The sequence below is a fragment of the Pseudomonas sp. IPO3747 genome (assembly GCF_013385245.1).
Taxonomy (GTDB): domain Bacteria; phylum Pseudomonadota; class Gammaproteobacteria; order Pseudomonadales; family Pseudomonadaceae; genus Aquipseudomonas; species Aquipseudomonas edaphica.
This window is the reverse complement of sequence record NZ_JACAQL010000002.1, coordinates 1057664-1080166: the sequence shown is the minus strand read 5'-3', so window position 1 is coordinate 1080166 and position 22503 is coordinate 1057664. Positions and strand designations below refer to the sequence as shown.

Annotated in this window: 30 protein-coding genes and 1 pseudogene; 19 read left to right on the top strand and 12 right to left on the bottom strand. The window is 59.6% G+C overall.

Translation table 11 applies throughout. From position 1 onward, the window contains the following. Genes lptB through HX790_RS06280 form a run of 5 tightly spaced genes read right to left on the bottom strand, consistent with a single transcriptional unit; the run spans position 1 to position 3365 of the window. Positions 1 to 726 (bottom strand): LPS export ABC transporter ATP-binding protein, encoded by a 726-nt coding sequence (gene lptB, locus HX790_RS06300; RefSeq protein WP_016974288.1) that lies wholly within the window; start codon positions 724 to 726, stop codon positions 1 to 3. Beyond that, positions 726 to 1298, bottom strand: coding sequence for a lipopolysaccharide transport periplasmic protein LptA (gene lptA / locus HX790_RS06295; RefSeq protein WP_017138235.1), 573 nt, complete (start codon positions 1296 to 1298; stop codon positions 726 to 728). Before lptA ends, lptB begins: the two co-directional genes overlap by 1 nt. Next, on the bottom strand, positions 1285 to 1857 hold the full coding sequence (lptC, locus tag HX790_RS06290) for an LPS export ABC transporter periplasmic protein LptC (protein WP_017138234.1): 573 nt from the start codon (positions 1855 to 1857) through the stop codon (positions 1285 to 1287). Before lptC ends, lptA begins: the two co-directional genes overlap by 14 nt. An 8-nt stretch (positions 1858 to 1865) precedes the next feature. After that, positions 1866 to 2390, bottom strand: coding sequence for an HAD family hydrolase (locus HX790_RS06285; RefSeq protein WP_017138233.1), 525 nt, complete (start codon positions 2388 to 2390; stop codon positions 1866 to 1868). Continuing rightward, the gene (locus HX790_RS06280) at positions 2391 to 3365 is read right to left on the bottom strand and encodes a KpsF/GutQ family sugar-phosphate isomerase (protein WP_017138232.1); all 975 of its coding nucleotides are present in this window, start codon (positions 3363 to 3365) and stop codon (positions 2391 to 2393) included. Positions 3366 to 3652: 287 nt separating this feature from the next. Between HX790_RS06280 and HX790_RS06275 the strand changes: the two genes are divergently transcribed. The 7 genes from HX790_RS06275 to murA all read left to right on the top strand — a co-directional run bounded on the left by HX790_RS06275 (position 3653) and on the right by murA (position 8336). Beyond that, positions 3653 to 4462 (top strand): ATP-binding cassette domain-containing protein, encoded by an 810-nt coding sequence (locus tag HX790_RS06275; protein WP_005784851.1) that lies wholly within the window; start codon positions 3653 to 3655, stop codon positions 4460 to 4462. Beyond that, entirely contained in the window at positions 4462 to 5259 is a 798-nt protein-coding gene (mlaE, locus tag HX790_RS06270; protein ID WP_017138231.1) for a lipid asymmetry maintenance ABC transporter permease subunit MlaE, read from the top strand. The genes HX790_RS06275 and mlaE overlap by 1 nt, the downstream gene beginning before the upstream one ends. Then, on the top strand, positions 5259 to 5726 hold the full coding sequence (gene mlaD / locus HX790_RS06265; protein WP_010170575.1) for an outer membrane lipid asymmetry maintenance protein MlaD: 468 nt from the start codon (positions 5259 to 5261) through the stop codon (positions 5724 to 5726). Before mlaE ends, mlaD begins: the two co-directional genes overlap by 1 nt. Positions 5727 to 5737: 11 nt before the next feature. Then, positions 5738 to 6391, top strand: a complete 654-nt coding sequence (locus HX790_RS06260) for a phospholipid-binding protein MlaC (protein ID WP_017138230.1) — start codon at positions 5738 to 5740, stop codon at positions 6389 to 6391. After that, positions 6388 to 6693: a lipid asymmetry maintenance protein MlaB gene (locus HX790_RS06255; RefSeq protein ID WP_138453435.1), complete on the top strand. Its 306-nt coding sequence runs from the start codon at positions 6388 to 6390 to the stop codon at positions 6691 to 6693. The genes HX790_RS06260 and HX790_RS06255 overlap by 4 nt, the downstream gene beginning before the upstream one ends. A 114-nt stretch (positions 6694 to 6807) precedes the next feature. Then, the gene (locus tag HX790_RS06250) at positions 6808 to 7047 is read left to right on the top strand and encodes a BolA family protein (protein WP_017138228.1); all 240 of its coding nucleotides are present in this window, start codon (positions 6808 to 6810) and stop codon (positions 7045 to 7047) included. A 23-nt stretch (positions 7048 to 7070) separates the two neighbouring features. Beyond that, positions 7071 to 8336, top strand: a complete 1266-nt coding sequence (murA, locus tag HX790_RS06245; protein WP_017138227.1) for a UDP-N-acetylglucosamine 1-carboxyvinyltransferase — start codon at positions 7071 to 7073, stop codon at positions 8334 to 8336. Positions 8337 to 8360: 24 nt separating this feature from the next. On the opposite strand, the pseudogene HX790_RS29800 reads toward murA, so the two are convergent. Next, positions 8361 to 8456, bottom strand: a pseudogene (locus HX790_RS29800) (N-acetyltransferase); the annotation flags it as partial. A gap of 121 nt (positions 8457 to 8577) precedes the next feature. Between HX790_RS29800 and hisG the strand changes: the two are divergent. From hisG to hisC, 3 genes are all read left to right on the top strand, one after another. Then, a complete protein-coding gene (gene hisG / locus HX790_RS06240; protein ID WP_003188599.1) occupies positions 8578 to 9213 on the top strand; it encodes an ATP phosphoribosyltransferase in 636 nt (211 codons plus the stop codon). Positions 9214 to 9340: 127 nt separating this feature from the next. Next, entirely contained in the window at positions 9341 to 10660 is a 1320-nt protein-coding gene (gene hisD, locus HX790_RS06235; RefSeq protein WP_017138226.1) for a histidinol dehydrogenase, read from the top strand. A gap of 3 nt (positions 10661 to 10663) precedes the next feature. Next, positions 10664 to 11716 (top strand): histidinol-phosphate transaminase, encoded by a 1053-nt coding sequence (gene hisC, locus HX790_RS06230; RefSeq protein WP_170036275.1) that lies wholly within the window; start codon positions 10664 to 10666, stop codon positions 11714 to 11716. A 68-nt stretch (positions 11717 to 11784) separates the two neighbouring features. Here the strand turns inward: hisC and HX790_RS06225 are convergent, their stop codons facing one another. Beyond that, positions 11785 to 13059: a uracil-xanthine permease family protein gene (locus HX790_RS06225; protein WP_017138224.1), complete on the bottom strand. Its 1275-nt coding sequence runs from the start codon at positions 13057 to 13059 to the stop codon at positions 11785 to 11787. A gap of 2 nt (positions 13060 to 13061) precedes the next feature. Further along, positions 13062 to 13700: a uracil phosphoribosyltransferase gene (gene upp, locus HX790_RS06220; protein WP_017138223.1), complete on the bottom strand. Its 639-nt coding sequence runs from the start codon at positions 13698 to 13700 to the stop codon at positions 13062 to 13064. Between the two features lie 164 nt (positions 13701 to 13864). On the opposite strand from upp, the gene HX790_RS06215 reads away from it, so the two are divergent. The 4 genes from HX790_RS06215 (at position 13865) to HX790_RS06200 (ending at position 15892) form a co-directional block, all read left to right on the top strand. Further along, on the top strand, positions 13865 to 14422 hold the full coding sequence (locus tag HX790_RS06215) for a hypoxanthine-guanine phosphoribosyltransferase (RefSeq protein WP_003216150.1): 558 nt from the start codon (positions 13865 to 13867) through the stop codon (positions 14420 to 14422). Positions 14423 to 14425: 3 nt separating this feature from the next. Further along, positions 14426 to 14893 carry a WbuC family cupin fold metalloprotein gene (locus HX790_RS06210; protein WP_017138222.1) on the top strand — a complete coding sequence of 156 codons (468 nt, stop codon included), beginning with the start codon at positions 14426 to 14428 and terminating at the stop codon, positions 14891 to 14893. A gap of 35 nt (positions 14894 to 14928) precedes the next feature. Then, positions 14929 to 15414 carry a hypothetical protein gene (locus HX790_RS06205; protein WP_176991352.1) on the top strand — a complete coding sequence of 162 codons (486 nt, stop codon included), beginning with the start codon at positions 14929 to 14931 and terminating at the stop codon, positions 15412 to 15414. A gap of 190 nt (positions 15415 to 15604) precedes the next feature. Then, entirely contained in the window at positions 15605 to 15892 is a 288-nt protein-coding gene (locus HX790_RS06200) for a PA4642 family protein (protein ID WP_017138220.1), read from the top strand. Between the two features lie 92 nt (positions 15893 to 15984). Here the strand turns inward: HX790_RS06200 and mqo are convergent, their stop codons facing one another. Together mqo and HX790_RS06190 are read right to left on the bottom strand one after the other, a co-directional pair. Beyond that, positions 15985 to 17493 carry a malate dehydrogenase (quinone) gene (gene mqo / locus HX790_RS06195; RefSeq protein ID WP_138451634.1) on the bottom strand — a complete coding sequence of 503 codons (1509 nt, stop codon included), beginning with the start codon at positions 17491 to 17493 and terminating at the stop codon, positions 15985 to 15987. 723 nt (positions 17494 to 18216) lie between these two features. Further along, positions 18217 to 18450 (bottom strand): hypothetical protein, encoded by a 234-nt coding sequence (locus HX790_RS06190; protein WP_017138218.1) that lies wholly within the window; start codon positions 18448 to 18450, stop codon positions 18217 to 18219. 182 nt (positions 18451 to 18632) lie between these two features. Here HX790_RS06190 and HX790_RS06185 point away from each other — a divergent pair, with 182 nt between their 5' ends. Continuing rightward, complete coding sequence (locus tag HX790_RS06185) at positions 18633 to 19217, top strand: YajG family lipoprotein (RefSeq protein ID WP_017138217.1); 585 nt, start codon at positions 18633 to 18635, stop codon at positions 19215 to 19217. A gap of 70 nt (positions 19218 to 19287) precedes the next feature. Here HX790_RS06185 and HX790_RS06180 read toward each other — a convergent pair whose 3' ends face one another. Beyond that, positions 19288 to 19497 carry a hypothetical protein gene (locus HX790_RS06180; RefSeq protein WP_017138216.1) on the bottom strand — a complete coding sequence of 70 codons (210 nt, stop codon included), beginning with the start codon at positions 19495 to 19497 and terminating at the stop codon, positions 19288 to 19290. Positions 19498 to 19680: 183 nt separating this feature from the next. Between HX790_RS06180 and HX790_RS06175 the strand changes: the two genes are divergently transcribed. Beyond that, positions 19681 to 19938 carry a hypothetical protein gene (locus HX790_RS06175; protein WP_176991351.1) on the top strand — a complete coding sequence of 86 codons (258 nt, stop codon included), beginning with the start codon at positions 19681 to 19683 and terminating at the stop codon, positions 19936 to 19938. Between the two features lie 120 nt (positions 19939 to 20058). On the opposite strand, the gene HX790_RS06170 is transcribed toward HX790_RS06175, so the two are convergent. Continuing rightward, positions 20059 to 21222 carry a 1-acyl-sn-glycerol-3-phosphate acyltransferase gene (locus HX790_RS06170; protein ID WP_026013785.1) on the bottom strand — a complete coding sequence of 388 codons (1164 nt, stop codon included), beginning with the start codon at positions 21220 to 21222 and terminating at the stop codon, positions 20059 to 20061. Positions 21223 to 21353: 131 nt separating this feature from the next. Between HX790_RS06170 and HX790_RS06165 the strand changes: the two genes are divergently transcribed. From HX790_RS06165 to HX790_RS06155, 3 genes are read left to right on the top strand one after another with little or no spacing between them, the layout of a single operon-like run. Beyond that, positions 21354 to 21533 (top strand): CPXCG motif-containing cysteine-rich protein, encoded by a 180-nt coding sequence (locus HX790_RS06165; protein ID WP_017138213.1) that lies wholly within the window; start codon positions 21354 to 21356, stop codon positions 21531 to 21533. 12 nt (positions 21534 to 21545) lie between these two features. Then, positions 21546 to 21806 (top strand): putative signal transducing protein, encoded by a 261-nt coding sequence (locus HX790_RS06160; RefSeq protein WP_017138212.1) that lies wholly within the window; start codon positions 21546 to 21548, stop codon positions 21804 to 21806. A 37-nt stretch (positions 21807 to 21843) separates the two neighbouring features. Then, positions 21844 to 22464, top strand: coding sequence for an SOS response-associated peptidase (locus HX790_RS06155; protein ID WP_176991350.1), 621 nt, complete (start codon positions 21844 to 21846; stop codon positions 22462 to 22464). Positions 22465 to 22503: the final 39 nt, after the last annotated feature.

The window sequence follows — 22503 nt, the reverse complement described above, 5'->3', positions numbered from 1 at the left end:
TTACAGGCGGAACTCGTGACCCAGGTACACTTCCTTCACCAGTTCATTGGCCAGGATAGTGGCGGAGTCACCTTCTGCAATCAGTTGCCCATCGTTAACGATATAGGCGGTTTCGCAGATATCGAGGGTCTCACGCACGTTGTGGTCGGTGATCAGTACACCGATACCCTTGGCCTTGAGGTGATGGATGATCTGCTTGATATCGCCAACCGAGATCGGGTCGACACCGGCGAAAGGTTCGTCCAGCAGGATGAACTTCGGTGCGGTGGCCAGGGCACGGGCGATTTCCACACGGCGACGCTCGCCACCGGACAAGCTCATGCCGAGGTTGTCGCGGATGTGGTTGATATGGAACTCCTGCAACAGGCTTTCCAGCTCTTTGCGACGGCCGTCACGGTCGAGTTCCTTGCGGGTCTCGAGGATCGCCATGATGTTGTCGGACACTGACAGTTTGCGGAAGATCGACGCTTCCTGGGGAAGATAGCCGATGCCGGCGCGTGCACGACCGTGCATGGGCTGGTGGCTTACGTCCAGGTCGTCAATCAATACACGGCCCTGATCCGCCTGGACCAGGCCAACAATCATATAGAAGCAGGTGGTCTTGCCGGCGCCGTTGGGGCCGAGCAAGCCGACGATCTGGCCGCTGTCGATCGACAGGCTGACGTCGCGTACGACCTGACGGCTTTTATAAGCTTTGGCCAGATGCTGGGCTTTCAGGGTTGCCATCAGTTCGTCTTCTTCGCAGCGGGTTTTGGCGCAGGGGCGGCAGCGTCTTTCTGCTTCGGCTGGATAACCATGTCGATGCGCGGCTTCGGTGTGCCGATTTTTGTGCCATTGGCGCGACCGGCGGTAGCGATCTGCTTGACGGTGTCGTAGGTGATTTTTTCACCTTCGGTGGTATTGCCGTCAGTACTGACAACCCGTGCCTGGTCAATCAGGATAATGCGGTTCTGCTGGGCGTGATACTGGATGGTCCTGCCGTAGCCTTTCATCGGTGCCGGGTCGGCAGCCGCCTGCTTCTGTTCGAAGTAAGCCAGGTTGCCCACCGAAGTCACCACGTCGATGTCGCCAGCCGGGGTGCGAGTCAGCGTTACCGTGTTGCCGGTAATCTTCATCGAGCCTTGGGTGATGATCACGCCACCGGTGTAGGTCGCGACGCCTTGTTTATCATCCAACTGCGCATCGTCAGCCGAGATATGGATCGGTTGCTGGCTATCGTTCGGCAGAGCCCAGGCGCTCACGCTTCCCAGTGCTGCGCCCAGACCGAGCAAAATAGGGAGGGTTTTAACGAGCCTCATACTGTCCTCTTACGTTCGATAGCAGGTGTATCCTGCTTTCTTTCAAATACGCTTTCATTCCCTTGCCAGTCGATACACCGCCAGCGCCGTCAATTCTAACGTCTTGCTCGGTCTGCGCATATTGCTGTTGTGGGAAAACGGTCATGCGACTGCTGGTGATGATGGTGTCACGCTTGTGTTCATCGGTGCGCGCAACGCGTACCGAGTCGATCAACTCAACCTGGGTGCCGTCCGCATTGACCTCGCCACGTTTGCTGGTGACGTGCCACGGAAAGTCGGTGCCGCGGAACAGGTTCAGGTCCGGGTTGGTCAGCAAGCTGACGTCGGAGGCTTTGACGTGTTCCACCTTATCGGAGGTCATCTCGTATTGGACCTTGCCGTCAGGCATGAACTGCACCGTATAGGCATTGGTGGCGAAATTGTCGATCAGCCCCTCGTCAACCTGTGCTACAGGCTTGTCGAGAAAGCGCTCCGGGCTGATATTCCAGTAGCCCACCGCCAGGAACAGCGCGGCGATGACCCCGAATAACAGGAAGTTGCGAATCTTTTTGCTCAGCATAAAACGCTCTATAAGTAGGCGGCGTGGGCCGCTTCAAGACTGCCTTGGGCACGCAGGATCAATTCGCAGAACTCGCGGGCAGCGCCTTCACCGCCACGTGCGACAGTAATGCCATGGGCGTGTTCACGAACAAACGCCGCTGCATTGGCGACGGCCATGCCCAGGCCCACTCGGCGAATGACCGGCAGGTCAGGCAGATCATCACCCAGGTACGCAACCTGCTCATAGCTTAGGTTGAGTTGGCCAAGAAGCTCGTCCAGAACCACCAGTTTATCCTCACGGCCTTGATACAGGTGAGGAATCCCCAGGTTTTGTGCGCGGCGTTCCACAACCGGTGTCTTTCGACCACTGATAATTGCCGTTTGCACACCGGCGGCCATCAACATTTTGATGCCCTGGCCGTCGAGGGTGTTAAAGGTCTTGAATTCGCTGCCATCTTCGAGAAAGTACAGGCGGCCGTCGGTCAGCACGCCGTCCACGTCGAAAATCGCCAGTTTGATGTGTTTGCCGCGTTGCATCAGGTCGCTGGTCATTTACATCACTCCCGCACGCAGCAAGTCGTGCATGTTCAGGGCGCCGATCGGGCGGTCGTCACTATTGACCACCACCAGCGCGCCAATCTTATGGTCTTCCATGATCTTCAGCGCTTCGGCTGCAAGCATCTCGGGGCGGGCGGTCTTGCCGTGGGGCGTCATCACCGCATCAATGGTCGCGGTGTGGATATCGATGGTGCGGTCCAGGGTGCGGCGCAGGTCGCCGTCGGTGAAGACTCCGGCCAGACGCCCGTCGGCTTCCAGGATCACGGTCATGCCCAGGCCCTTGCGGGTCATTTCCATCAGCGCGTCTTTGAGCAAGGTGCCACGTTGCACGTGGGGCAGTTCATCCCCCGAGTGCATGACGTTTTCCACTTTGAGCAGCAGGCGACGACCCAGCGCGCCGCCCGGGTGCGAAAACGCGAAGTCTTCAGCGGTAAAGCCACGAGCTTCCAGCAACGCCACGGCCAGGGCGTCGCCCATGACCAGGGCGGCGGTGGTGGAGGAGGTCGGTGCCAGGTTAAGCGGGCAGGCTTCGTGGGCCACGTGCACGTTCAAATTGACTTCGGCAGCCTTGGCCAGCGTGGATTCCGGGTTGCCGGTGAGGCTGATCATCTTGATGCCCAGGCGCTTGATCAAGGGCAGCAAGGTCACGATTTCGTTGGTGGTGCCCGAGTTCGACAGCGCCAGGATAATGTCATCCTTGGTGATCATGCCCATGTCACCGTGGCTGGCTTCGGCCGGGTGCACGAAAAACGCCGTGGTCCCGGTGCTGGCCAGGGTGGCGGCGATCTTGTTGCCGACGTGGCCGGATTTGCCCATGCCGACCACCACAACGCGGCCCGTGCTGGCCAGAATCATCTCGCAGGCGCGTACGAAATCTGCGTCGATATGGGCCAGTAAACCTTCTACGGCTTCAAGCTCGAGGCGGATGGTGCGTTGTGCGGATTGAATAAGGTCGCTGGATTGGCTCATGTCTGAAATCGTATAGCCTGACGAAAAGTCGGCGATTATAGCGGTAATGATCAAATCCCTCACGCTAGTTATTCTGCAGGTGCCTGGGATTTATGCTCAGCCACGTGTTTTCCCTGTCCCGAATCTGAACAAGCGCTGTTCCGGCCTTGGGGGCTCTGTACCAGCAGTGATATAGTTCGCCGCCAGTTCGGTCGGCCCACCCCATGCCGCTAACTTTTGTGCATCTGTTGCAAACGAAAGTCGCAAGCATGGTGTCTGAGTGAAAGGCTGCATCCCAAGGAGATTAGATGAGTGCCGATAACGCCTACGCGGTCGAGCTGAAGGGCCTTACCTTCAAGCGCGGTTCGCGCAGCATCTTCAATAACGTCGATATTCGCATTCCCCGCGGCAAAGTCACGGGCATCATGGGGCCTTCCGGTTGCGGCAAGACCACTTTGTTGCGCCTGATGGGCATGCAATTGCGGCCCAGCGCCGGCGAAGTGTGGGTCAACGGCCAGAACCTGCCGACCCTGTCGCGCAGCGATCTGTTCGATGCGCGCAAGCATATGGGCGTGCTGTTCCAGAGCGGTGCCCTGTTTACCGACCTCGACGTTTTCGAAAACGTAGCGTTTCCGCTGCGGGTGCATACCCAGCTGTCCGATGAAATGATTCGTGACATTGTGCTGCTCAAACTGCAAGCCGTGGGCTTGCGCGGTGCCATCGACCTGATGCCCGACGAGTTGTCCGGTGGCATGAAGCGTCGTGTTGCGCTGGCGCGGGCTATTGCTCTCGATCCGCAGATCCTCATGTATGACGAGCCGTTCGTAGGCCAGGACCCGATCGCCATGGGCGTGCTGGTGCGCCTGATCCGCCTGCTCAACGATGCGTTGGGGATCACCAGCATCGTGGTTTCCCACGACCTGGCCGAAACCGCGAGCATTGCTGACTACCTTTATGTGGTCGGCGATGGCCAGGTGCTGGGGCAGGGTACGCCTGAAGAACTGATGAACGCTGATAACCCGCGCATTCGCCAATTCATGACCGGCGATCCCGATGGCCCGGTGCCTTTTCATTTTCCGGCAGCGGACTACCGCTCAGATCTTCTGGGGAAGCGCTGATGCGCAAGACATCTTTACTCGAGAAGGTTCGCCTTTTCGGCCGTTCCGGCATCGACTTGGTCGAGGTCCTGGGGCGTTCGACAATTTTTCTGTTTCACGCGCTGCTCGGGCGTGGCGGCATTGGCGGCGGTTTTGGCCTGTTGTTGAGACAGCTGCATTCGGTGGGCGTGATGTCCCTGGTCATCATCGTGGTGTCCGGGATATTCATCGGTATGGTGCTGGCGTTGCAGGGGTTCAATATCCTCTCCAGCTACGGTTCGGAGCAGGCAGTCGGGCAGATGGTTGCCCTGACGCTGCTGCGTGAGCTGGGGCCGGTGGTCACCGCTTTGCTGTTCGCTGGCCGTGCGGGTTCTGCATTGACCGCCGAAATCGGCAACATGAAGTCCACCGAGCAGTTGTCCAGCCTGGAAATGATCGGCGTGGACCCGCTCAAATATATTGTTGCCCCGCGCCTGTGGGCCGGCTTCATATCCCTGCCGCTGCTGGCGATGATTTTCAGCGTGGTGGGCATCTGGGGTGGTTCGTGGGTGGCGGTTGACTGGTTGGGCGTCTATGACGGCTCCTACTGGGGCAACATGCAAAACAGCGTGACCTTCAGCGGCGACGTGCTCAATGGCATCATCAAAAGCATCGTTTTCGCCTTTGTAGTGACCTGGATCGCCGTATTCCAAGGCTATGACTGTGAGCCCACTTCAGAAGGGATCAGTCGCGCCACCACCAAGACCGTTGTGTACGCCTCGCTGGCGGTACTGGGCCTTGACTTCATTTTGACCGCCTTGATGTTTGGAGATTTCTGATGCAAAACCGCACTGTGGAAATCGGTGTCGGCCTTTTCTTGCTGGCTGGCATCCTGGCTTTACTGTTGCTCGCCCTGCGAGTCAGCGGCCTTTCGGCCAGCCCCACCGCCGATACTTATAAGCTTTACGCGTACTTCGACAATATTGCTGGTTTGACGGTCAGAGCTAAAGTGACCATGGCCGGTGTAACCATCGGCAAGGTCACGGCAATCGATCTGGATCGCGACAGCTTCACTGGCCGGGTGACCATGCAAGTCGACAAGAAGGTAGATAATCTGCCGACTGACTCCACTGCATCTATCCTCACTGCTGGGCTGCTGGGCGAGAAGTACATCGGCATCAGCGTGGGTGGGGAAACAGCCCTGCTCAAGGATGGTTCGACAATCCACGACACACAGTCGTCGCTGGTGCTTGAAGACTTGATCGGTAAATTCCTGCTCAATACGGTCAATAAAGACGCCAAATGAGGAACCTGTTCATGATCTCTACCTTGCGACGTGGCCTGCTGGTGCTGCTGGCAGCGCTGCCGCTGATGGCTAATGCCGCTGCCGGCGGTTCTGCGCACGATCTGGTGCAGGACACCACCAACAAGATGTTGGCTGACCTGACTGCCAACAAAGAGCAGTACAAGCAAGACCCGACCAGGTTTTACGAAGCACTGAATACCATTGTGGGCCCGGTGGTCGATGCCGAAGGCATTTCCCGCAGCATCATGACGGTCAAGTATTCGCGCAAGGCTACCCCTGCGCAAATGCAAACATTCCAGGAAAACTTCAAGAAGGGCCTGTTCCAGTTCTACGGCAACGCCCTGCTGGAGTACAACAACCAAGGTATTACCGTCGCCCCAGCCGGGGATGAGTCGGGTGATCGCACCAGCGTTAACATGAGCGTCAAAGGCAACAACGGCGCCATCTACCCTGTGCAGTACACGCTGGAGAAGGTCAACGGCGAGTGGAAACTGCGCAACGTGATCATCAACGGCATCAACATCGGCAAGCTGTTCCGCGATCAGTTCGCTGATGCGATGCAGCGTAATGGCAATAACCTGGACAAAACCATCAATGGTTGGGCCGGTGAAGTCGCCAAAGCCAAGGAAGAAACCGACAAACAAGCCGGGAAGCCTGCGCAATGACCGAGTCGGCTGTTCGTTTGGGTGACGCCGGCGAGTTGTTCCTCAGTGGCGTGCTGGATTACCGCACCGGGCCTGACCTGCGCAAGCAGGGTCAGGCGCTGATCAACAGCAGTAACGCACCTGCGTTGGTGCTTGATTGCTCGGCGGTGACCAAGTCCAGCAGCGTCGGCTTGTCGTTGTTGCTGTGCTTCATGCGTGATGCGCAAGCCGCCAGGAAGCCGGTCAGCATCCGCTCAATGCCCGAAGACATGCGTGAAATCGCTCAGGTTTCCGGTATTACCGAACTGTTGGCGCATCCTTAATACACATTATTAAAGAAGCCCCCCGTCAGAGTCCTGCTATGCGGGGTTCGCAGGCGCGGGGCTTTTTTGTATGATGTGCGACCCGTGCGCACTGGGCGCCGATAGAGGTTGAGCATGCAGGCCCTAGAAGTTAAAAGCTTCCTTGAAGGAAAGCTGCCGGAAACGATCGTAGAAGTTGAAGGCGAAGGCTGCAATTTCCAGCTGAACGTGATTAGCGATGAACTGGCGAAATTGAGCCCGGTCAAGCGTCAACAGCAGATCTATGCCCATTTGAACCCGTGGATCACCGATGGCAGCATCCACGCGGTTACTATGAAATTTTTCAGCCGCGCGGCCTGGGCCGAGCGTACCTGAGCCCCCAAGGCGTCGAGATTCTTATGGATAAATTGATTATTACCGGTGGTGCCCGCCTCGATGGCGAGATCCGCATTTCCGGTGCAAAAAACTCCGCCTTGCCGATCCTGGCAGCGACCCTGCTGTGCGATGGCCCGGTAACTGTGGCCAACCTGCCGCACCTGCACGACATTACCACCATGATCGAGCTGTTCGGTCGCATGGGTATTGAGCCGGTGATCGACGAGAAGCTGTCTGTCGAAATCGACCCGCGCACCATCAAGACCCTGATCGCTCCGTACGAACTGGTGAAAACCATGCGTGCCTCGATCCTGGTGCTGGGCCCGATGGTTGCCCGTTTCGGCGAAGCTGAAGTAGCACTGCCTGGCGGTTGCGCGATTGGTTCGCGCCCTGTCGACCTGCACATCCGTGGCCTTGAAGCCATGGGCGCGGTCATCGACGTCGAAGGCGGCTACATCAAGGCCAAGGCGCCGGAAGGCGGTTTGCGCGGTGCCAACTTCTTCTTTGATACCGTCAGCGTTACCGGTACCGAGAACATCATGATGGCTGCCGCCCTGGCGAACGGTCGCAGTGTGCTGCAAAACGCAGCGCGCGAGCCTGAAGTAGTCGACCTGGCCAACTTCCTGATCGCCATGGGTGCCAACATCACCGGCGCCGGCACCGACACCATCACTATCGACGGTGTGAAGCGTCTGCACTCGGCCACCTACAAAGTGATGCCGGACCGTATCGAGACCGGCACCTACCTGGTTGCCGCTGCCGTTACCGGTGGCCGCGTCAAGGTCAAGGACACCGATCCGACCATCCTGGAAGCCGTGCTGGAAAAACTCAAGGAAGCCGGTGCTGAAATCACTACCGGTGAAGACTGGATCGAGCTGAACATGCACGGCAAGCGGCCAAAAGCCGTAAACGTGCGTACGGCTCCTTACCCGGCGTTCCCGACCGACATGCAGGCGCAGTTCATTTCCTTGAACGCGATTGCCGAAGGCACAGGCGCCGTGATCGAGACCATCTTCGAAAACCGCTTCATGCACGTGTATGAACTGCACCGCATGGGCGCCAAGATCCAGGTCGAAGGCAACACCGCCATCGTTACCGGCATCGACAAGCTCAAGGGCGCGCCAGTGATGGCGACCGACCTGCGTGCCTCGGCCAGCCTGGTGATTTCGGCGTTGTGCGCCGACGGCGACACCTTGATCGACCGCATCTACCACATCGACCGTGGTTACGAGTGCATCGAAGAAAAGCTGCAGATGCTCGGCGCTAAAATCCGCCGCGTACCGGGCTAGCTCCTGGAACTGTAAACACCGTCACCTGTGGCGAGGGAGCTTGCTCCCGCTGGACTGCGCAGCAGTCCCGTTCTTGGGGGCCGCTTCGCGACCCAGCGGGAGCAAGCTCCCTCGCCACAGGGTTGTGTTTTCAGCTAATCCTGCTGAATTTGTTTCAAGTCGAGGCTGTAATGGCCTCGATCTGTGTCTGGCGCCGTTTGCGACCGGGCAGCAATAGCCTGATGAAGGACTGACGTTTCCCATGTTGACCATCGCACTGTCCAAGGGCCGCATCCTTGACGACACTTTGCCGCTTCTGGCTGAAGCGGGCATCGTGCCAACCGAGAATCCGGACAAGAGCCGCAAGCTGATCATCCCCACGACCCAGGACGATGTGCGCCTGCTGATCGTGCGGGCTACCGACGTGCCGACCTACGTTGAGCATGGCGCCGCCGACCTCGGTGTTGCGGGTAAAGATGTGCTGATGGAATACGGTGGCCAGGGCCTTTACGAGCCGTTGGACCTGCGTATTGCGCTGTGCAAGCTGATGACCGCCGGCCGTGTCGGTGACGTTGAGCCTAAAGGCCGCCTGCGCGTGGCCACCAAGTTCGTCAACGTCGCCAAGCGCTACTACGCCGAGCAAGGCCGTCAGGTCGACATCATCAAGCTCTACGGCTCGATGGAGCTGGCGCCGCTGATCGGCCTGGCCGACAAGATCATCGACGTGGTCGACACCGGCAACACCCTGCGCGCCAACGGCCTCGAACCCCAGGACTTCATTGCCGACATCAGCTCCCGCCTGATCGTCAACAAAGCCTCCATGAAAATGCAGCACGCCCGTATCCAGGCGTTGATCGACACCCTGCGCAAGGCAGTGGAGTCTCGACACCGCGGTTGACTCACCCGCGCGGCCTTAGGCCGCGCCCGTCTATCCGCCTCATAGCCAGAATTCTCAGGTGCCCAAGCGGAAATGACTGCTAGTTTAGGGCGCCTGAGTTTTTGCCAATTCTATTGAGGCCCTCGCTATGACCACGTCCACTGCAATTGCCCGACTCAACGCTGCCGACCCGGATTTCGCCCATCATCTGGATCATCTGCTGAGCTGGGAAAGCGTGTCTGACGACTCGGTCAACCAGCGAGTGCTCGACATCATCAAGGCCGTGCGCGAGCGCGGTGATGCGGCGCTGGTGGATTTCACCCGTCAGTTCGATGGCCTGGACGTGAAGTCCATGGCCGACCTGATCCTGCCCCGTGAACGCCTGGAGCTGGCGCTGACACGCATCACTGCACCCCAGCGCGAAGCCCTGGAAGTGGCGGCGGCGCGGGTGCGCAGCTACCACGAAAAACAGAAACAGGATTCCTGGAGCTACACCGAAGCCGACGGAACCGTGCTGGGCCAAAAAGTCACGCCGCTGGACCGCGCCGGTCTGTACGTGCCCGGCGGCAAGGCCTCGTACCCGTCATCGGTACTCATGAACGCGATTCCGGCCAAAGTGGCGGGCGTGACCGAAGTGGTCATGGTGGTGCCGACCCCGCGTGGTGAAATCAACGAGCTGGTGCTGGCCGCTGCCTGCATCGCCGGTGTCGACCGCGTGTTCACCATTGGTGGTGCGCAAGCCGTTGCAGCCCTGGCCTACGGCACCGAAAGCGTGCCGAAGGTCGACAAGGTGGTTGGCCCCGGCAACATCTATGTCGCCACCGCCAAGCGCCACGTGTTTGGCCAGGTCGGTATCGACATGATCGCCGGCCCTTCGGAAATTCTCGTGGTGTGTGATGGCCAGACCGACCCGGACTGGATCGCCATGGACCTGTTTTCCCAGGCTGAGCACGACGAAGACGCCCAGGCGATTCTGGTCAGCCCGGACGCCGAGTTCCTCGACAAGGTCGCCGCCAGTATCAATAAGCTGCTGCCGACCATGGAGCGCGCCGAGATCATCGAGAAGTCGATCAATGGCCGTGGTGCGCTGATTCTGGTGCGTGACATGGAACAGGCCATCGAAGTGGCCAACCGCATTGCGCCAGAGCACTTGGAGTTGTCCGTAGCCGACCCACAGGCCTGGCTGCCGTTGATCCGCCACGCCGGTGCGATCTTCATGGGCCGTCACACCAGCGAAGCCCTGGGCGACTACTGCGCCGGCCCCAACCACGTGCTGCCGACGTCCGGCACCGCGCGGTTCTCGTCGCCGCTGGGGGTGTATGACTTCCAGAAGCGCTCGTCGATTATCTTCTGCTCGCCACAAGGCGCCTCCGAACTGGGCAAGACTGCCTCGGTGCTGGCCCGTGGTGAATCGCTGAGCGCTCACGCGCGTAGCGCCGAATATCGCATCCTTGAAGAGGGGAAATGAGGCATGAGCAAATTCTGGAGCCCCTTCGTCAAGGACCTCGTGCCTTACGTACCCGGCGAACAACCGAAGCTGACCAAGCTGGTCAAGCTCAACACCAATGAAAACCCCTACGGCCCTTCGCCCAAGGCGCTGGCCGCGATGCAGGCCGAGTTGAACGACAATTTGCGCCTGTACCCGGACCCCAACAGCGACCTGCTCAAGCAGGCCGTGGCCAAGTATTACGCGGTCGACGCCAGCAAGGTGTTCCTCGGCAACGGTTCCGACGAAGTGCTGGCGCACATCTTCCACGGCCTGTTCCAGCACGACTTGCCGCTGCTGTTCCCGGACATCAGCTACAGCTTCTACCCGGTGTACTGCGGCCTTTACGGCATCAAGTCCGCCCCGGTGCCGCTGGACGAGCAATTCCAGATCCGCGTGGCCGACTACGCCAAGCCCAACGGCGGGATCATCTTCCCCAACCCGAACGCGCCGACCGGCTGCGTGCTGGCGCTGGATGCAGTGGAGCAGATCCTCAAGGCCAGCCCGGATTCGGTGGTGGTGGTCGATGAAGCCTATATCGACTTCGGCGGCGAAACCGCCATCAGCCTGGTGGATCGCTACCCGAACCTGCTGGTGACCCAGACCCTGTCCAAATCGCGCTCACTGGCCGGTTTGCGTGTAGGCCTGGCCGTGGGCCACCCGGACCTGATCGAGGCGCTGGAGCGGGTCAAGAACAGCTTCAACTCCTACCCGCTGGATCGCCTGGCGATTGTCGGCGCGGCGGCGGCGTTTGAAGACCGTGAGTACTTCGAGAAAACGTGCAAGCGGGTGATCGACAGCCGCAACACGGTGGTCGCGCAGTTGCAAGGCAAGGGCTTTGAAGTGTTGCCTTCAGCGGCCAACTTCATCTTTGCCCGTCACCCACGGCACGACGCCGCGGGTTTGGCCGCAAAGCTGCGTGAGCAAGGCGTGATCGTGCGGCACTTCAAGCAGGAGCGGATTGCCCAGTTCCTGCGGATCAGCATCGGTACGCCGGAGCAGAACCAGGCGCTGATCGATGGCCTCGGCGAGCTCTAAGCCACACTGAAGATAAAAAAAAGTGGGAGCTGGCAAGCCAGCTCCCACTTTTTTTTGCGTTGAGCCAGTTAGATCAACGGCTCATCCGGCTTCTTGTTCTTCCAGCCATCATTGCCCGGCAGCAGCAGGTTCAAACCAATCGCTACCACCGCACACAGGGCGATGCCCTTGAGGCCGAAATCATCCGGGCCAGTGCCGGTGCCGACCAGCACACCGCCAATCCCGAACACCAAAGTCACCGACACAATCACCAGATTGCGCGCCTCACCCAGGTCGATCTTGTGGCGGATCAACGTGTTCATGCCAACCGCCGCAATCGAGCCGAACAGCAGGCACAGAATCCCGCCCATCACCGGTACCGGGATGCTTTGCAGCAACGCGCCGAACTTGCCGATAAACGCCAGGCTGATGGCAAACACTGCCGCCCAGGTCATGATTTTCGGGTTGTAGTTCTTGGTCAGCATCACTGCGCCCGTCACTTCGGCGTAAGTGGTGTTTGGCGGGCCGCCGAACAGGCCGGCAGCGGTGGTGGCAATCCCGTCACCCAGCAGGGTGCGGTGCAGGCCGGGCTTCTTCAGGTAATCGCGACCGGTCACGCTGCCCACCGCAATCACACCGCCGATATGCTCGATCGCCGGGGCCAGGGCCACCGGGACGATAAACAGGATGGCCTGCCAGTTGAACTCCGGCGCGGTGAAGTGGGGCAGGGCGAACCACGGCGCGGCGGCGATCTTCGCCGTGTCGACCACACCAAAGTAGAACGACATGGCAAAGCCGACCAGCACGCCGGAGATAATCGGCACCAGGCGGAAAATGCCTTTACCGAATACCGCGACGATCAAGGTGGTCAGCAGCGCCGGCATCGAAATCAGCATCGCCGTCTGGTAATGGATCAGCTCGCTGCCATCGCCGGCTTTGCCCATTGCCATATTGGCGGCAATCGGCGCCATGGCCAGACCGATGGAAATGATCACCGGGCCAATCACCACCGGCGGCAGCAGGCGGTCGATGAAACCCGTGCCTTTGACCTTAACAGCCAGGCCCAGGAAGGTATAAACGAAACCGGCCGCCATCACCCCGCCCATGGTCGCCGCGAGGCCGAACTGGCCTTTGGCGAGAATGATCGGGGTGATAAACGCAAAGCTCGATGCCAGGAATACCGGCACCTGCCGCCCTGTCACCACCTGGAACAGCAGCGTGCCCAGGCCTGCGGTGAACAGTGCGACGTTTGGATCAAGACCTGTGATCAGTGGCATCAACACCAGCGCGCCAAATGCTACAAACAGCATTTGTGCGCCAGACAGGATCTGGCGCCAAAGCGGGTCGTTGAATTCATCCTGCATGCTCACGCGTCCTTCTGCTTGGTGCCGAAGATCTTGTCACCGGCATCGCCCAGGCCTGGGATGATGTAGCCGTGTTCGTTCAAGCGCTCGTCGATGGAGGCGGTGTAGATCTGCACGTCCGGGTGAGCCTTTTCGACGGCAGCGATGCCTTCGGGGGCAGCCACCAGCACCATGGCGCGGATGTCCTTGCAACCGGCTTTTTTCAGCAGGTCGATGGTGGCAACCATGGAGCTGCCGGTGGCGAGCATCGGGTCGATGATCATTGCCAGGCGTTCGTTGATTTCCGGGACGAGTTTTTCCAGGTAGGTGTGCGCCTGCAAGGTTTCTTCATTGCGGGCCACGCCCACGGCGCTGACTTTGGCGCCCGGGATCAGGCTGAGCACGCCTTCGAGCATGCCGATACCGGCGCGCAGGATAGGCACTACGGTGATTTTCTTACCGGCGATTTTCTCTACTTGTACGGGACCGGCCCAACCGGGGATCTCGTAGGTTTCCAGCGGCAAATCCTTGGTCGCTTCATAAGTCAGCAGCGCTCCGACTTCCTGAGCAAGCTCACGGAAATTCTTCGTGCTAATGTCGGCACGGCGCATAAGGCCGAGTTTGTGTCGGATCAGCGGGTGGCGGATCTCGCGAGTGGGCATGGGAAAGGCTCCGGCGGCGGGCAAAAAAACCGGCCTAGATTAATCTATCCGAGGGTGTTGTCCTATAGACATCTAGTACGTTAGTCCATTAAGGCTTGATCGTTGCGCCTCACATGCGTACCTTTGCCCGCTTTTCTTGCCACAGCACCCCCTTGGAGAGCGCCATGTCCGCTGATCTCGAGCATATCCGTCAAATCATGCGCGAGGCTGACTGCCTGTACACCGAAGCGCAAGTCGAAGAAGCGATCGCCAAGGTCGGCGCACACATCAGCCGCGAAATGGCCGACACCAACCCGGTGGTCTTCTGCGTGATGAACGGCGGCCTGATTTTCGCCGGCAAATTGCTGACTCATCTGCAATTCCCGCTGGAAGCCTCCTACCTGCACGCCACCCGTTATCGCAACGAGACCAGCGGCGGCGACCTGTTCTGGAAAGCCAAGCCGGAAGTGTCGTTCATCGATCGCGACGTGCTGATCATCGACGACATCCTCGATGAAGGTCACACCCTGGGCGCGATCATCGACTTCTGCAAACATGCCGGCGCGCGCAAAGTGCACACCGCCGTACTGATCGACAAAGACCACGACCGCAAAGCCCGTCCGGACCTCAAAGCCGATTACGTCGGCCTGCCGTGCATCGACCGCTACATCTTCGGTTATGGCATGGACTACAAAGGCTACTGGCGTAACGCCAATGGCATCTATGCGGTTAAAGGGATGTAAACCATGGTGCGCTTTCTTGATCAGACGCTGTTCGCGCAATTGGCCGAGAAAGCCGCCGCCAGCCCTCGCGGCCGGCACCATCACAACTTCCATCAGATGGAAGAACCCTGCCATCGCCTGGCCGTTGGCCTGCAACCCGACACCTATGTGCCGCCGCATCGGCACCTGCGTGCCGACAAGGCGGAAACCCTGTTGGTGCTCAAGGGCAGCCTCGGCTTACTGGTGTTCAGCGATACCGGCGAGGTGATTGCCAAGCGCATTCTGCAGGCGGGCGGTGAGTGTGCAGGCGTCGATCTGCCGCCAGGCGTGTTTCATGGCCTGGTGGTGCTGGAGCCCGACAGTGTGATGTTTGAATGCAAGGCCGGGCCGTATCGCCCGATAGGCGAGGGCGAGTCACCCGACTGGGCGCCCCGCGAAGGCGATTCCGGTGTGGCCGAGTATCAACGCTGGATGCTCGCCCAGTTCGATTGAGCTACAGTGCTCGGCCTTCTTCTACGGAGCGGCCCATGAGCCTGTTGACACACACCTGCGCCGCCCTGGCGTTGACTCTCAGTTTGCCACTGGCTGCCGCGCCCGCGCCGATGCACAGCCAGTTCCTGCCGCCCGATGACCTGACCCTGCGTGCGCAAACGCCCGACCAGCAGCAACTGCTGCAAGTTACCGAATATGCGGTGGTGGTGGGTAACCAGCGGCAGTCGACGCAACAGCCGATTCCGGTGACCTCGCCGTTGATGATCCGCCTCAAGGGGAAATCCCTGAACAAGGGCGCGACGATCAGTCAGGTGGTGCTCAATTTTGATGCCGAAAGCAAAAGCCTGAAAAAGCCGATGTTCGATGACGCCAGCAAAACCCTGACCTTGTCTTACCCAATGGCGCAATATCGAGTGATTGTCGACCTGCTGCGCAATGACACGGTGTATGTGCAGTTCCTCAGTTACGCCAATGGGCATATCTGGGCGGATCTTCACACCGGCGCCGTACGCGCAAAGTAATTAAGCCGAATGCAGTCAATGTGGGAGCTGGCTTGCCTGCGATGGCGGCGGGTCAGTTGGCCCAACTGTCACTGATGCACCGCTATCGCAGGCAAGCCAGCTCCCACATGAGTGTTTGGTTGTTTTCGAAGGTGGTGTCTGGCAGGTAGACTCCCAATCCCGTGTAAATGTCTGCAGGCTGGAGTCGGTAATGCGTAAAGATAAGAAACAGGTGATTGGTGACGAGATCGGCGACGACCAGATCAAGTTGTTCCTGGATTTTGAGCCAGTCGACGCGACTTCACCGTCCCTGCACAAGCTGATCAAGGCCTACCGTGGCCTGCGTATCGACGACTTCGAGCGCTTCCTGGGCTTTTTCAAGGAAGCTGGCCTGGACCTGGATGGTAAGGACGAGCACGGCAAGACCTTCGTCGAGCTGATCAAGGACCAGCGCAACGCGCCTGAGTACATCGAGCTGATCGAAAACGCTCGCGGCTGATTATCCCGGCCACAAAAAAACGCCCCGAAGGGCGTTTGATCGTTCCCACGCTCCGCGTGGGAATGCCTCCACTGACGCTCCGCGTCAAGACCTCAAGCGAAGCTTTCAGCCTCGTTGCTTTGCGCAACCAGCTCCAGGCTGATGTTGTTCTGCGCATTGATCTTGCGATACAGCTCAGCGTCCGTCTCCAGCACTTTTTCCCTCGCCGGGAAGATCTCGTGCAGCTTGGCCGCCCACTCACCAGCAGCCTTGGCCGGGAAGCAGCGCTCGATCAGTTCCAGCATGATCGAAACCGTCACCGAAGCGCCTGGGGACGCACCCAGCAGGGCCGCCAGCGAGCCGTCTTTGGCCGCGACCAGCTCGGTGCCAAATTGCAGCACGCCGCCTTTTTTCGGGTCTTTCTTGATGATCTGCACCCGTTGTCCGGCCACTTCCAGGCGCCAGTCTTCGGCTTTGGCTTGCGGGTAGAAGCGACGCAGTGATTCCAGGCGCTGCTCCATGGACTGCATCACTTCGCTGACCAGGTATTTGGTCAGGTCCATGTTGTCGCGAGCGACCGCCAGCATCGGGCCGATATTGCCGGCGCGAACCGACAGCGGCAGGTCGAGGAACGAGCCGTGCTTGAGGAACTTGGTGGTGAAGCCGGCGTATGGCCCGAACAGCAGGGATTTCTGGCCATCGACCACGCGGGTGTCCAGGTGCGGCACGGACATCGGCGGCGAGCCCACGGCGGCCTGGCTGTAGACCTTGGCCTGGTGGTGCTTAACCACTTCCGGGTTGTCGCAACGCAGCCACTGGCCACTGACCGGGAAGCCGCCGAAGCCTTTGCTTTCTTCGATGCCCGAAGCTTGCAGCAGCGGCAGGGCCGCGCCACCGGCGCCGAGGAACACGAACTTGGCGTCGACTTCGCGGGTGTTGCCGCTATTGACGTCCTTGATGCTCACGGTCCAGCCCGCGCCATTGCGCTTGAGGCCGGTAACGCGCTTGCTGTACTTGACCTGGGCATCCGGTGCGCTGGTCAGGTGCGACAGCAGTTGGTTGGTCAGGGCGCCGAAATTGACGTCGGTGCCGTTCATCACGCGGGTGGCCGCGATTTTTTCGTCGAGCGGGCGGCCCGGCATCATCAGCGGCATCCACTCGGCCATCTCATTGCGGTCTTCGGTGTAATGCATGTCCGAGAACGCATGGTGCTGGCTGAGGGTTTCAAAGCGTTTCTTGAGGAAAGACACGCCTTTGTCGCCTTGCACGAAGCTCAGGTGCGGCACCGGGCTGATAAAGGACTTGGACGAGCCAAAGGTGCCCTTTTTGGTCAGGTAAGCCCAGAACTGCTTCGACACCTCGAACTGGGTGTTGATGTGCACGGCTTTCTTGATGTCGATGGAGCCGTCGCCAGCCTGCGGCGTGTAGTTCAGCTCACACAGCCCGGCGTGGCCGGTGCCGGCGTTGTTCCACGGGTTGGAACTCTCCGCGGCACCCGAATCCATCAGCTCAACGACTTCCAGCTTGAGGCCGGGGTCGAGCTCTTTGAGCAATACGGCCAGGGTGGCACTCATGATGCCGGCCCCTACCAGTACTACGTCGACTGCTTCGTTATGCGCCATTTAACGCGTCTCCAAAATCTGCAGCACCAAATTGACGGCATGGCTGCCAGGAGTGACGGGGCGGTTCACGTGTTGCCCCAGGTTACCCATGGCCAGGATCGCCATGTCCGTTTCGCAATTCTTTGCAACTTCAGCACACGCTTCCTGCCAGGCTAATCTGCCTATGAACGCATTCATGGGCGCCTGTGGCAATTCGACTTATGGTCAAAACGTGCGATTTGTGCAATCAAACCGTAGCGGACAGGCTCAAGCTCCGGTGTTTGAGGAGTACTCGGTCCTGTGTGGTTGGGCTGTTCCAGACGCTGATGGTGCTTGTACAAACGCCAAACTATTCATTTGCTCGCCACACTCTTGTGAAGTTGTGAAAACCCGTTTTTTTCACGCTCTTTTGAAGACGTGAACCTCAAAAAAGGGCTGCCCCAGCCTGGCACCTGGCCCGTAAACCCCTGCCGACACGCGGCAAGACGGGCAAACAACTCAAGTGGCCGAGCGCAATGGCAGCTCTGGCAGATTCGGTAAAGAGGGGTGGTTTGCAAAGAAAACAGCAAGCGCGCCAGCTTCACTCGATCTGTGTGGGCGGCTCTCTGTGGGCGATTGGGGGGTTAATACCGAGGCATTAACGATGCTGCGAGGCCCGATCAGGAGACGTCCTTATAATCGGGGGGAGATTGTAGCGAAGAACGCCAGGGAAATGGGCGTGTTTTGTGACTTTTATTAGGGCGTTCAGGAAGCCAGTGCGTGCCGCGAGTGCGTGTGGGCAACCCGTGGGCTGATTCGGGCGTTCATTGGCAGTGGGCGGTGCATCCAGCCCAGATGTGTCTCCGTGACTTCCACCCAGCCCTCGCCCACGGGTGGCAGGCTGCACTGCTTGAACGCCACGCAATGGCCATTGGCATCGAGCCGTGCGTAGTGGCGATGGCGGGGGTGGGACATGAACAATGATTTAAGAAGGCGCATGGCTTTGTACCTGTTACGTTACATGCTTGAAGGTTGCCAGTGTGCCATGACAGTGGAGTGACGAAATTATGCGAAATTGTAATTTCAGCCCGCCTTCAGCTGCCGTTCAGGATGGCTGGTGAGTGGCCCACATGCGCCGTTATACTGGCGGCCTGTTTGCACCTAGTCCTGGAGAAATGAGTATGTTGCAACGCCTGTTGTTCGGTTTGATCACTGTGACCAGTTTGACCCTGGTTGGCTGCGCCAACAGCCCGCAACAACTCAGCCCGCAACCTAAAGTCACGGCGCAACTGGCGCCTGTCGGCCACGGCCAGCCGGTATCGGTGCGCGTGGTAGATGGTCGTCCTTCGCCAACCCTGGGTTCCCGTGGTGGTCTGTACCCTGAGACCGCGCTGATTTCGGTACAAGGCCAGGACGTGCTGCCCAAGCTGCAAGCCCAGGCTGAAGCCGCCGTGCGCCTGCTGGGCTTCACCCCGGCCAACTCGCCGGGCGCGCCGCAGTTGACCATCACCCTGGCTGAGCTGAAGTACCAGTCGCCCAAAGAAGGCCTGTATGTGACGGAAGCCTCCATCGGCGCGACCTTCAAGTCCGACGTCAGCGCCGGCACACGCCGCTACAGTGGCCGCTACGGCGCGTCCCTGAACCAGCGCTTCGGTATGTCGCCGAACCAGGAAACCAACACCAAGCTGGTCAGCGACGTGTTGAGTGATGCCCTGACGCGCTTGTTCAAAGACCCGAGCATCGGTTCGCTTCTCAACGCGCAGTAACCGTCAGGCGGGCGCAACGCCCCCATCGCCGGGCTCAGCAATGAGCCCGGTTTTTTTATGCCTGTAGCCTTCATGCAGCCGTTTCGACATAAAAGTCCAGCACACTCACGCCAGTGAGCAGGTCCAGCTCCGGCAGGTCGGCATGCTGGTGCCCGCCGAGCGCGCAATACACCAGCCAGTGGCGGTCCTGGACGTTGAATGCGAGGCCGCCGACCAGCGCTTCCTGTTCATCGTTCTGGGCGATCAGGTACAGCCGATCCTGGTTTTGTGCGTGCAGCATGACAAGCTCCCAAGCGTTCGAAGGGCAACAGAGTGGCTTGTTAAGGTGACGTTCAGGTGACGCTGTAAATTACTGGATACATTAACCGTACATGGGGGACGGAACGTTTCAGCGGCAGGAGGCCAATATCATTCAGGTTTGTATCTGAATTGATACCAAGACACTCGTCTACCGAGGTTTGCGATGGCGCTGCCCGCACTGCTGATCAATGCTGTGGCTTTATTGGTGGCCTGCCCGGGTGCAGCGCTGCTGTTCATTACCCGCCTGCGCGAGCAGCGAGCGCTGGCCGACCTGACCGCCCAAAGCGAAGACCGCGCGATCGACCAACCGATGTTGTTTCTGGATGTGCGTACCGAACGGTCGCATCGCCTGGCTTACCGCCTCGGGTTTGCCTGCCTCGGCCTGGCGCTGGCCGTGTCCTGGCTCAGCACCCACCTCTAAAACCACCGAAAGACCAATGTGGGAGCTGGCTTGCCCGCGATAGCAGTGTGCCAGTCGATAGATTCGGTTCTGACACGCCGCCATCGCGGGCAAGCCCGCTCCCACATTTTGGTTTGGTATTTACAGAGGAATCCCGGCCTTGACCCGGTATTGATTCCTCACCGGCGTCGCATACTGCGTCACCAAGTACGGCCGGTGTTCCACCGGGCATTCATTCAAGCGCCGCTCCCACTCCGCTTTGGCCTTGGCCAGCTCATCGGCCGGGAACACCTCGGCTGCCGCCGGCACCTGCAATTGCGGGTCGGCGTCGCTCCACTGCGCATACGCCAGGTAATGCACCGGGAACAGGCGATAACCGCCGAGAATCTGGCGGTCCATTTCTACGGCCAACAGTTTGGTGTCTTCAAAGCGTTCGGTGATCGGCGGTGCGAAGTTCACGTGCACGCGGCCCTTGTAGCCGGTAATGCCCAGCGCAATGCTCACATCGTCTTCACCTGGCGCCTTGCTGTAGGTGCCGGTGGTGGCGCGGATGTACAGCTCGCGGGCCTTGGCGCTGTCGCATGGGTCGTATTCATAGCTGATCGACACCGGCGTCAGGTTCAGCGACTGGATCACCTCTGCAAACGGCTCGTCCTTGCGGCTGACGTGGAACATCTTGAGGATCGCCGACTCGGTGCGATCATCCCCGTCCTTGGCCCGCCCTTCGGCCTGGGCGATCCAGATCGACTGGCAGTCGTTGCGGATCGAATGGTTGATATAGGCCGACAGCAGGTTATACGCCGCCATCTTCTCCTTTCGCCCAGTGATCGAGCGGTGCACGATAAAGCTCTTGTTCAGGCGCATCAGGTCGCTGACAAACGGCTTTTGCAGCAGGTTGTCGCCGATGGCGATGCGTGGCGTCGGCAGGCCGGCGTGGTACACGGCATAGTTGACGAAGGCCGGGTCCATCACGATATCGCGGTGGTTGGCCAGAAACAGATAGGCGGTGCCGGACTTGAGCTGCTCGACGCCGGTATAAGTCACGCCGTCGGTCGCCCGATCTATGGTGTGATCGACGTAGTACTCGACTTTGTCCTGCAGCGTGGCCACGGTGGTGACGCCGGCAAATTCACGGCGCAGTTTGCGGGCGATCATCGGCTTGAGCAGCCAGCCCAGGGCGCCGGCAAAGCGCGGGAAGCGAAAGTGAGTCAGGATGTCCAGAAAGGCCTTGTCACTGAACAGGCGCGCCAGCACGGCCGGGACTTCGCTGTCGTTGTAAGGTCGGATGGTATCGAATTCGCCCATCATGCTCTCTTGTTAGAAACGGCTAGGGTAAGTAAAGGAAATATCAGGGTGCGGCCGCAATATTGGCTCTGCCGTGAATAGCCCTGTAAATAGACCGGCGATTATACGCACAAGTCACCTGGGAGACCGCGATGGAAGAGGAGTCGTACGAATGTCCTTATTGTGGAGAGGTGGTCACGGCGTTGCTGGACCTGTCGGGAGGCGATCAGCAATATATAGAGGATTGCCCGGTGTGCTGCCGGCCCATTACTTTCGAGCTACAGGTGCATGATGACGAATGGATGCTGAACGTGCGCAGCGAAAACGAGTAACAGGTACACCCCATGCAGCGAATCTACGAACCGGAAAACCTGATGGAGGGCGAGCTGCTGCAACAGATGCTTGCCAGTGAAGGCATCGAGGCGCACCTGGTGGGGCGCCATTTGCTCGGTGGGACCGGCGAGTTGCCGATCTTCGGCCTGTTGGGCCTGGAAGTCGACAACGACCAGGCCGCCTACGCCCGCGAATTGATTACGGCCTATAACGGCGCGCAACCCATGCCCGGCGATGAACCCGACAGCTTCCCCGACGTGTTGGTCTGTTAGGCTGTCGGTCGGTTTACCCCAAGAGTCGTGTTGCCCCATGTGTGGACGTTATGCCCTGTTTCGCTGGAACCCTTCCTTTGCTGCCTTGCCGGGCTTCCCGGCCGACCAGCAGGCCCAGTGGAACATCTCCCCGAATGATTCGGTGCTGATCCAGCGCCTGAGCGAAGGCCAGCGCACCCTGGCCCGTGCGCGCTGGGGCCTCACGCCACCGTGGCTCACCGACCTTTCGCGCACGCCAGCCCACGCGCGCGCCGAAACCCTGGCCGAACAACCGATGTTTCGCGAAGCCTTGCGCCAGCGCCGTTGCCTGCTGCCGGCCAACGGTTTCTACGAATGGCGCGGCACCCAGCGTAAACGCCCGTATTGGCTGACGCCGGGTGAAGGCTCGACACTGTTTTTTGCGGCGATCTGGGAAGCGTATCCGGTGCAAGAGCAGGTGTGGCTGAGTACGGCGGTGGTGACCCAGGCCGCGCAGAGTCAGCGGCGGCCGTTGATTCTGGAGGCGGCAGGGCAAGAGGCGTGGTTGAATCCTGAGACGCCGCTGCACGTGTTGCAGGGCTTGTTGGCCAGCGAGCCTGCCGCGTTGCGCGAGCGGGTGTTGGCCAATATGGTCAATGATCCGAAGTTGAATGGGCCGGAGTGTCTGACCCCAGGTTGAGGTTGGCTTTGCTGGACTCATCGCAGGCAAGCCAGCTCC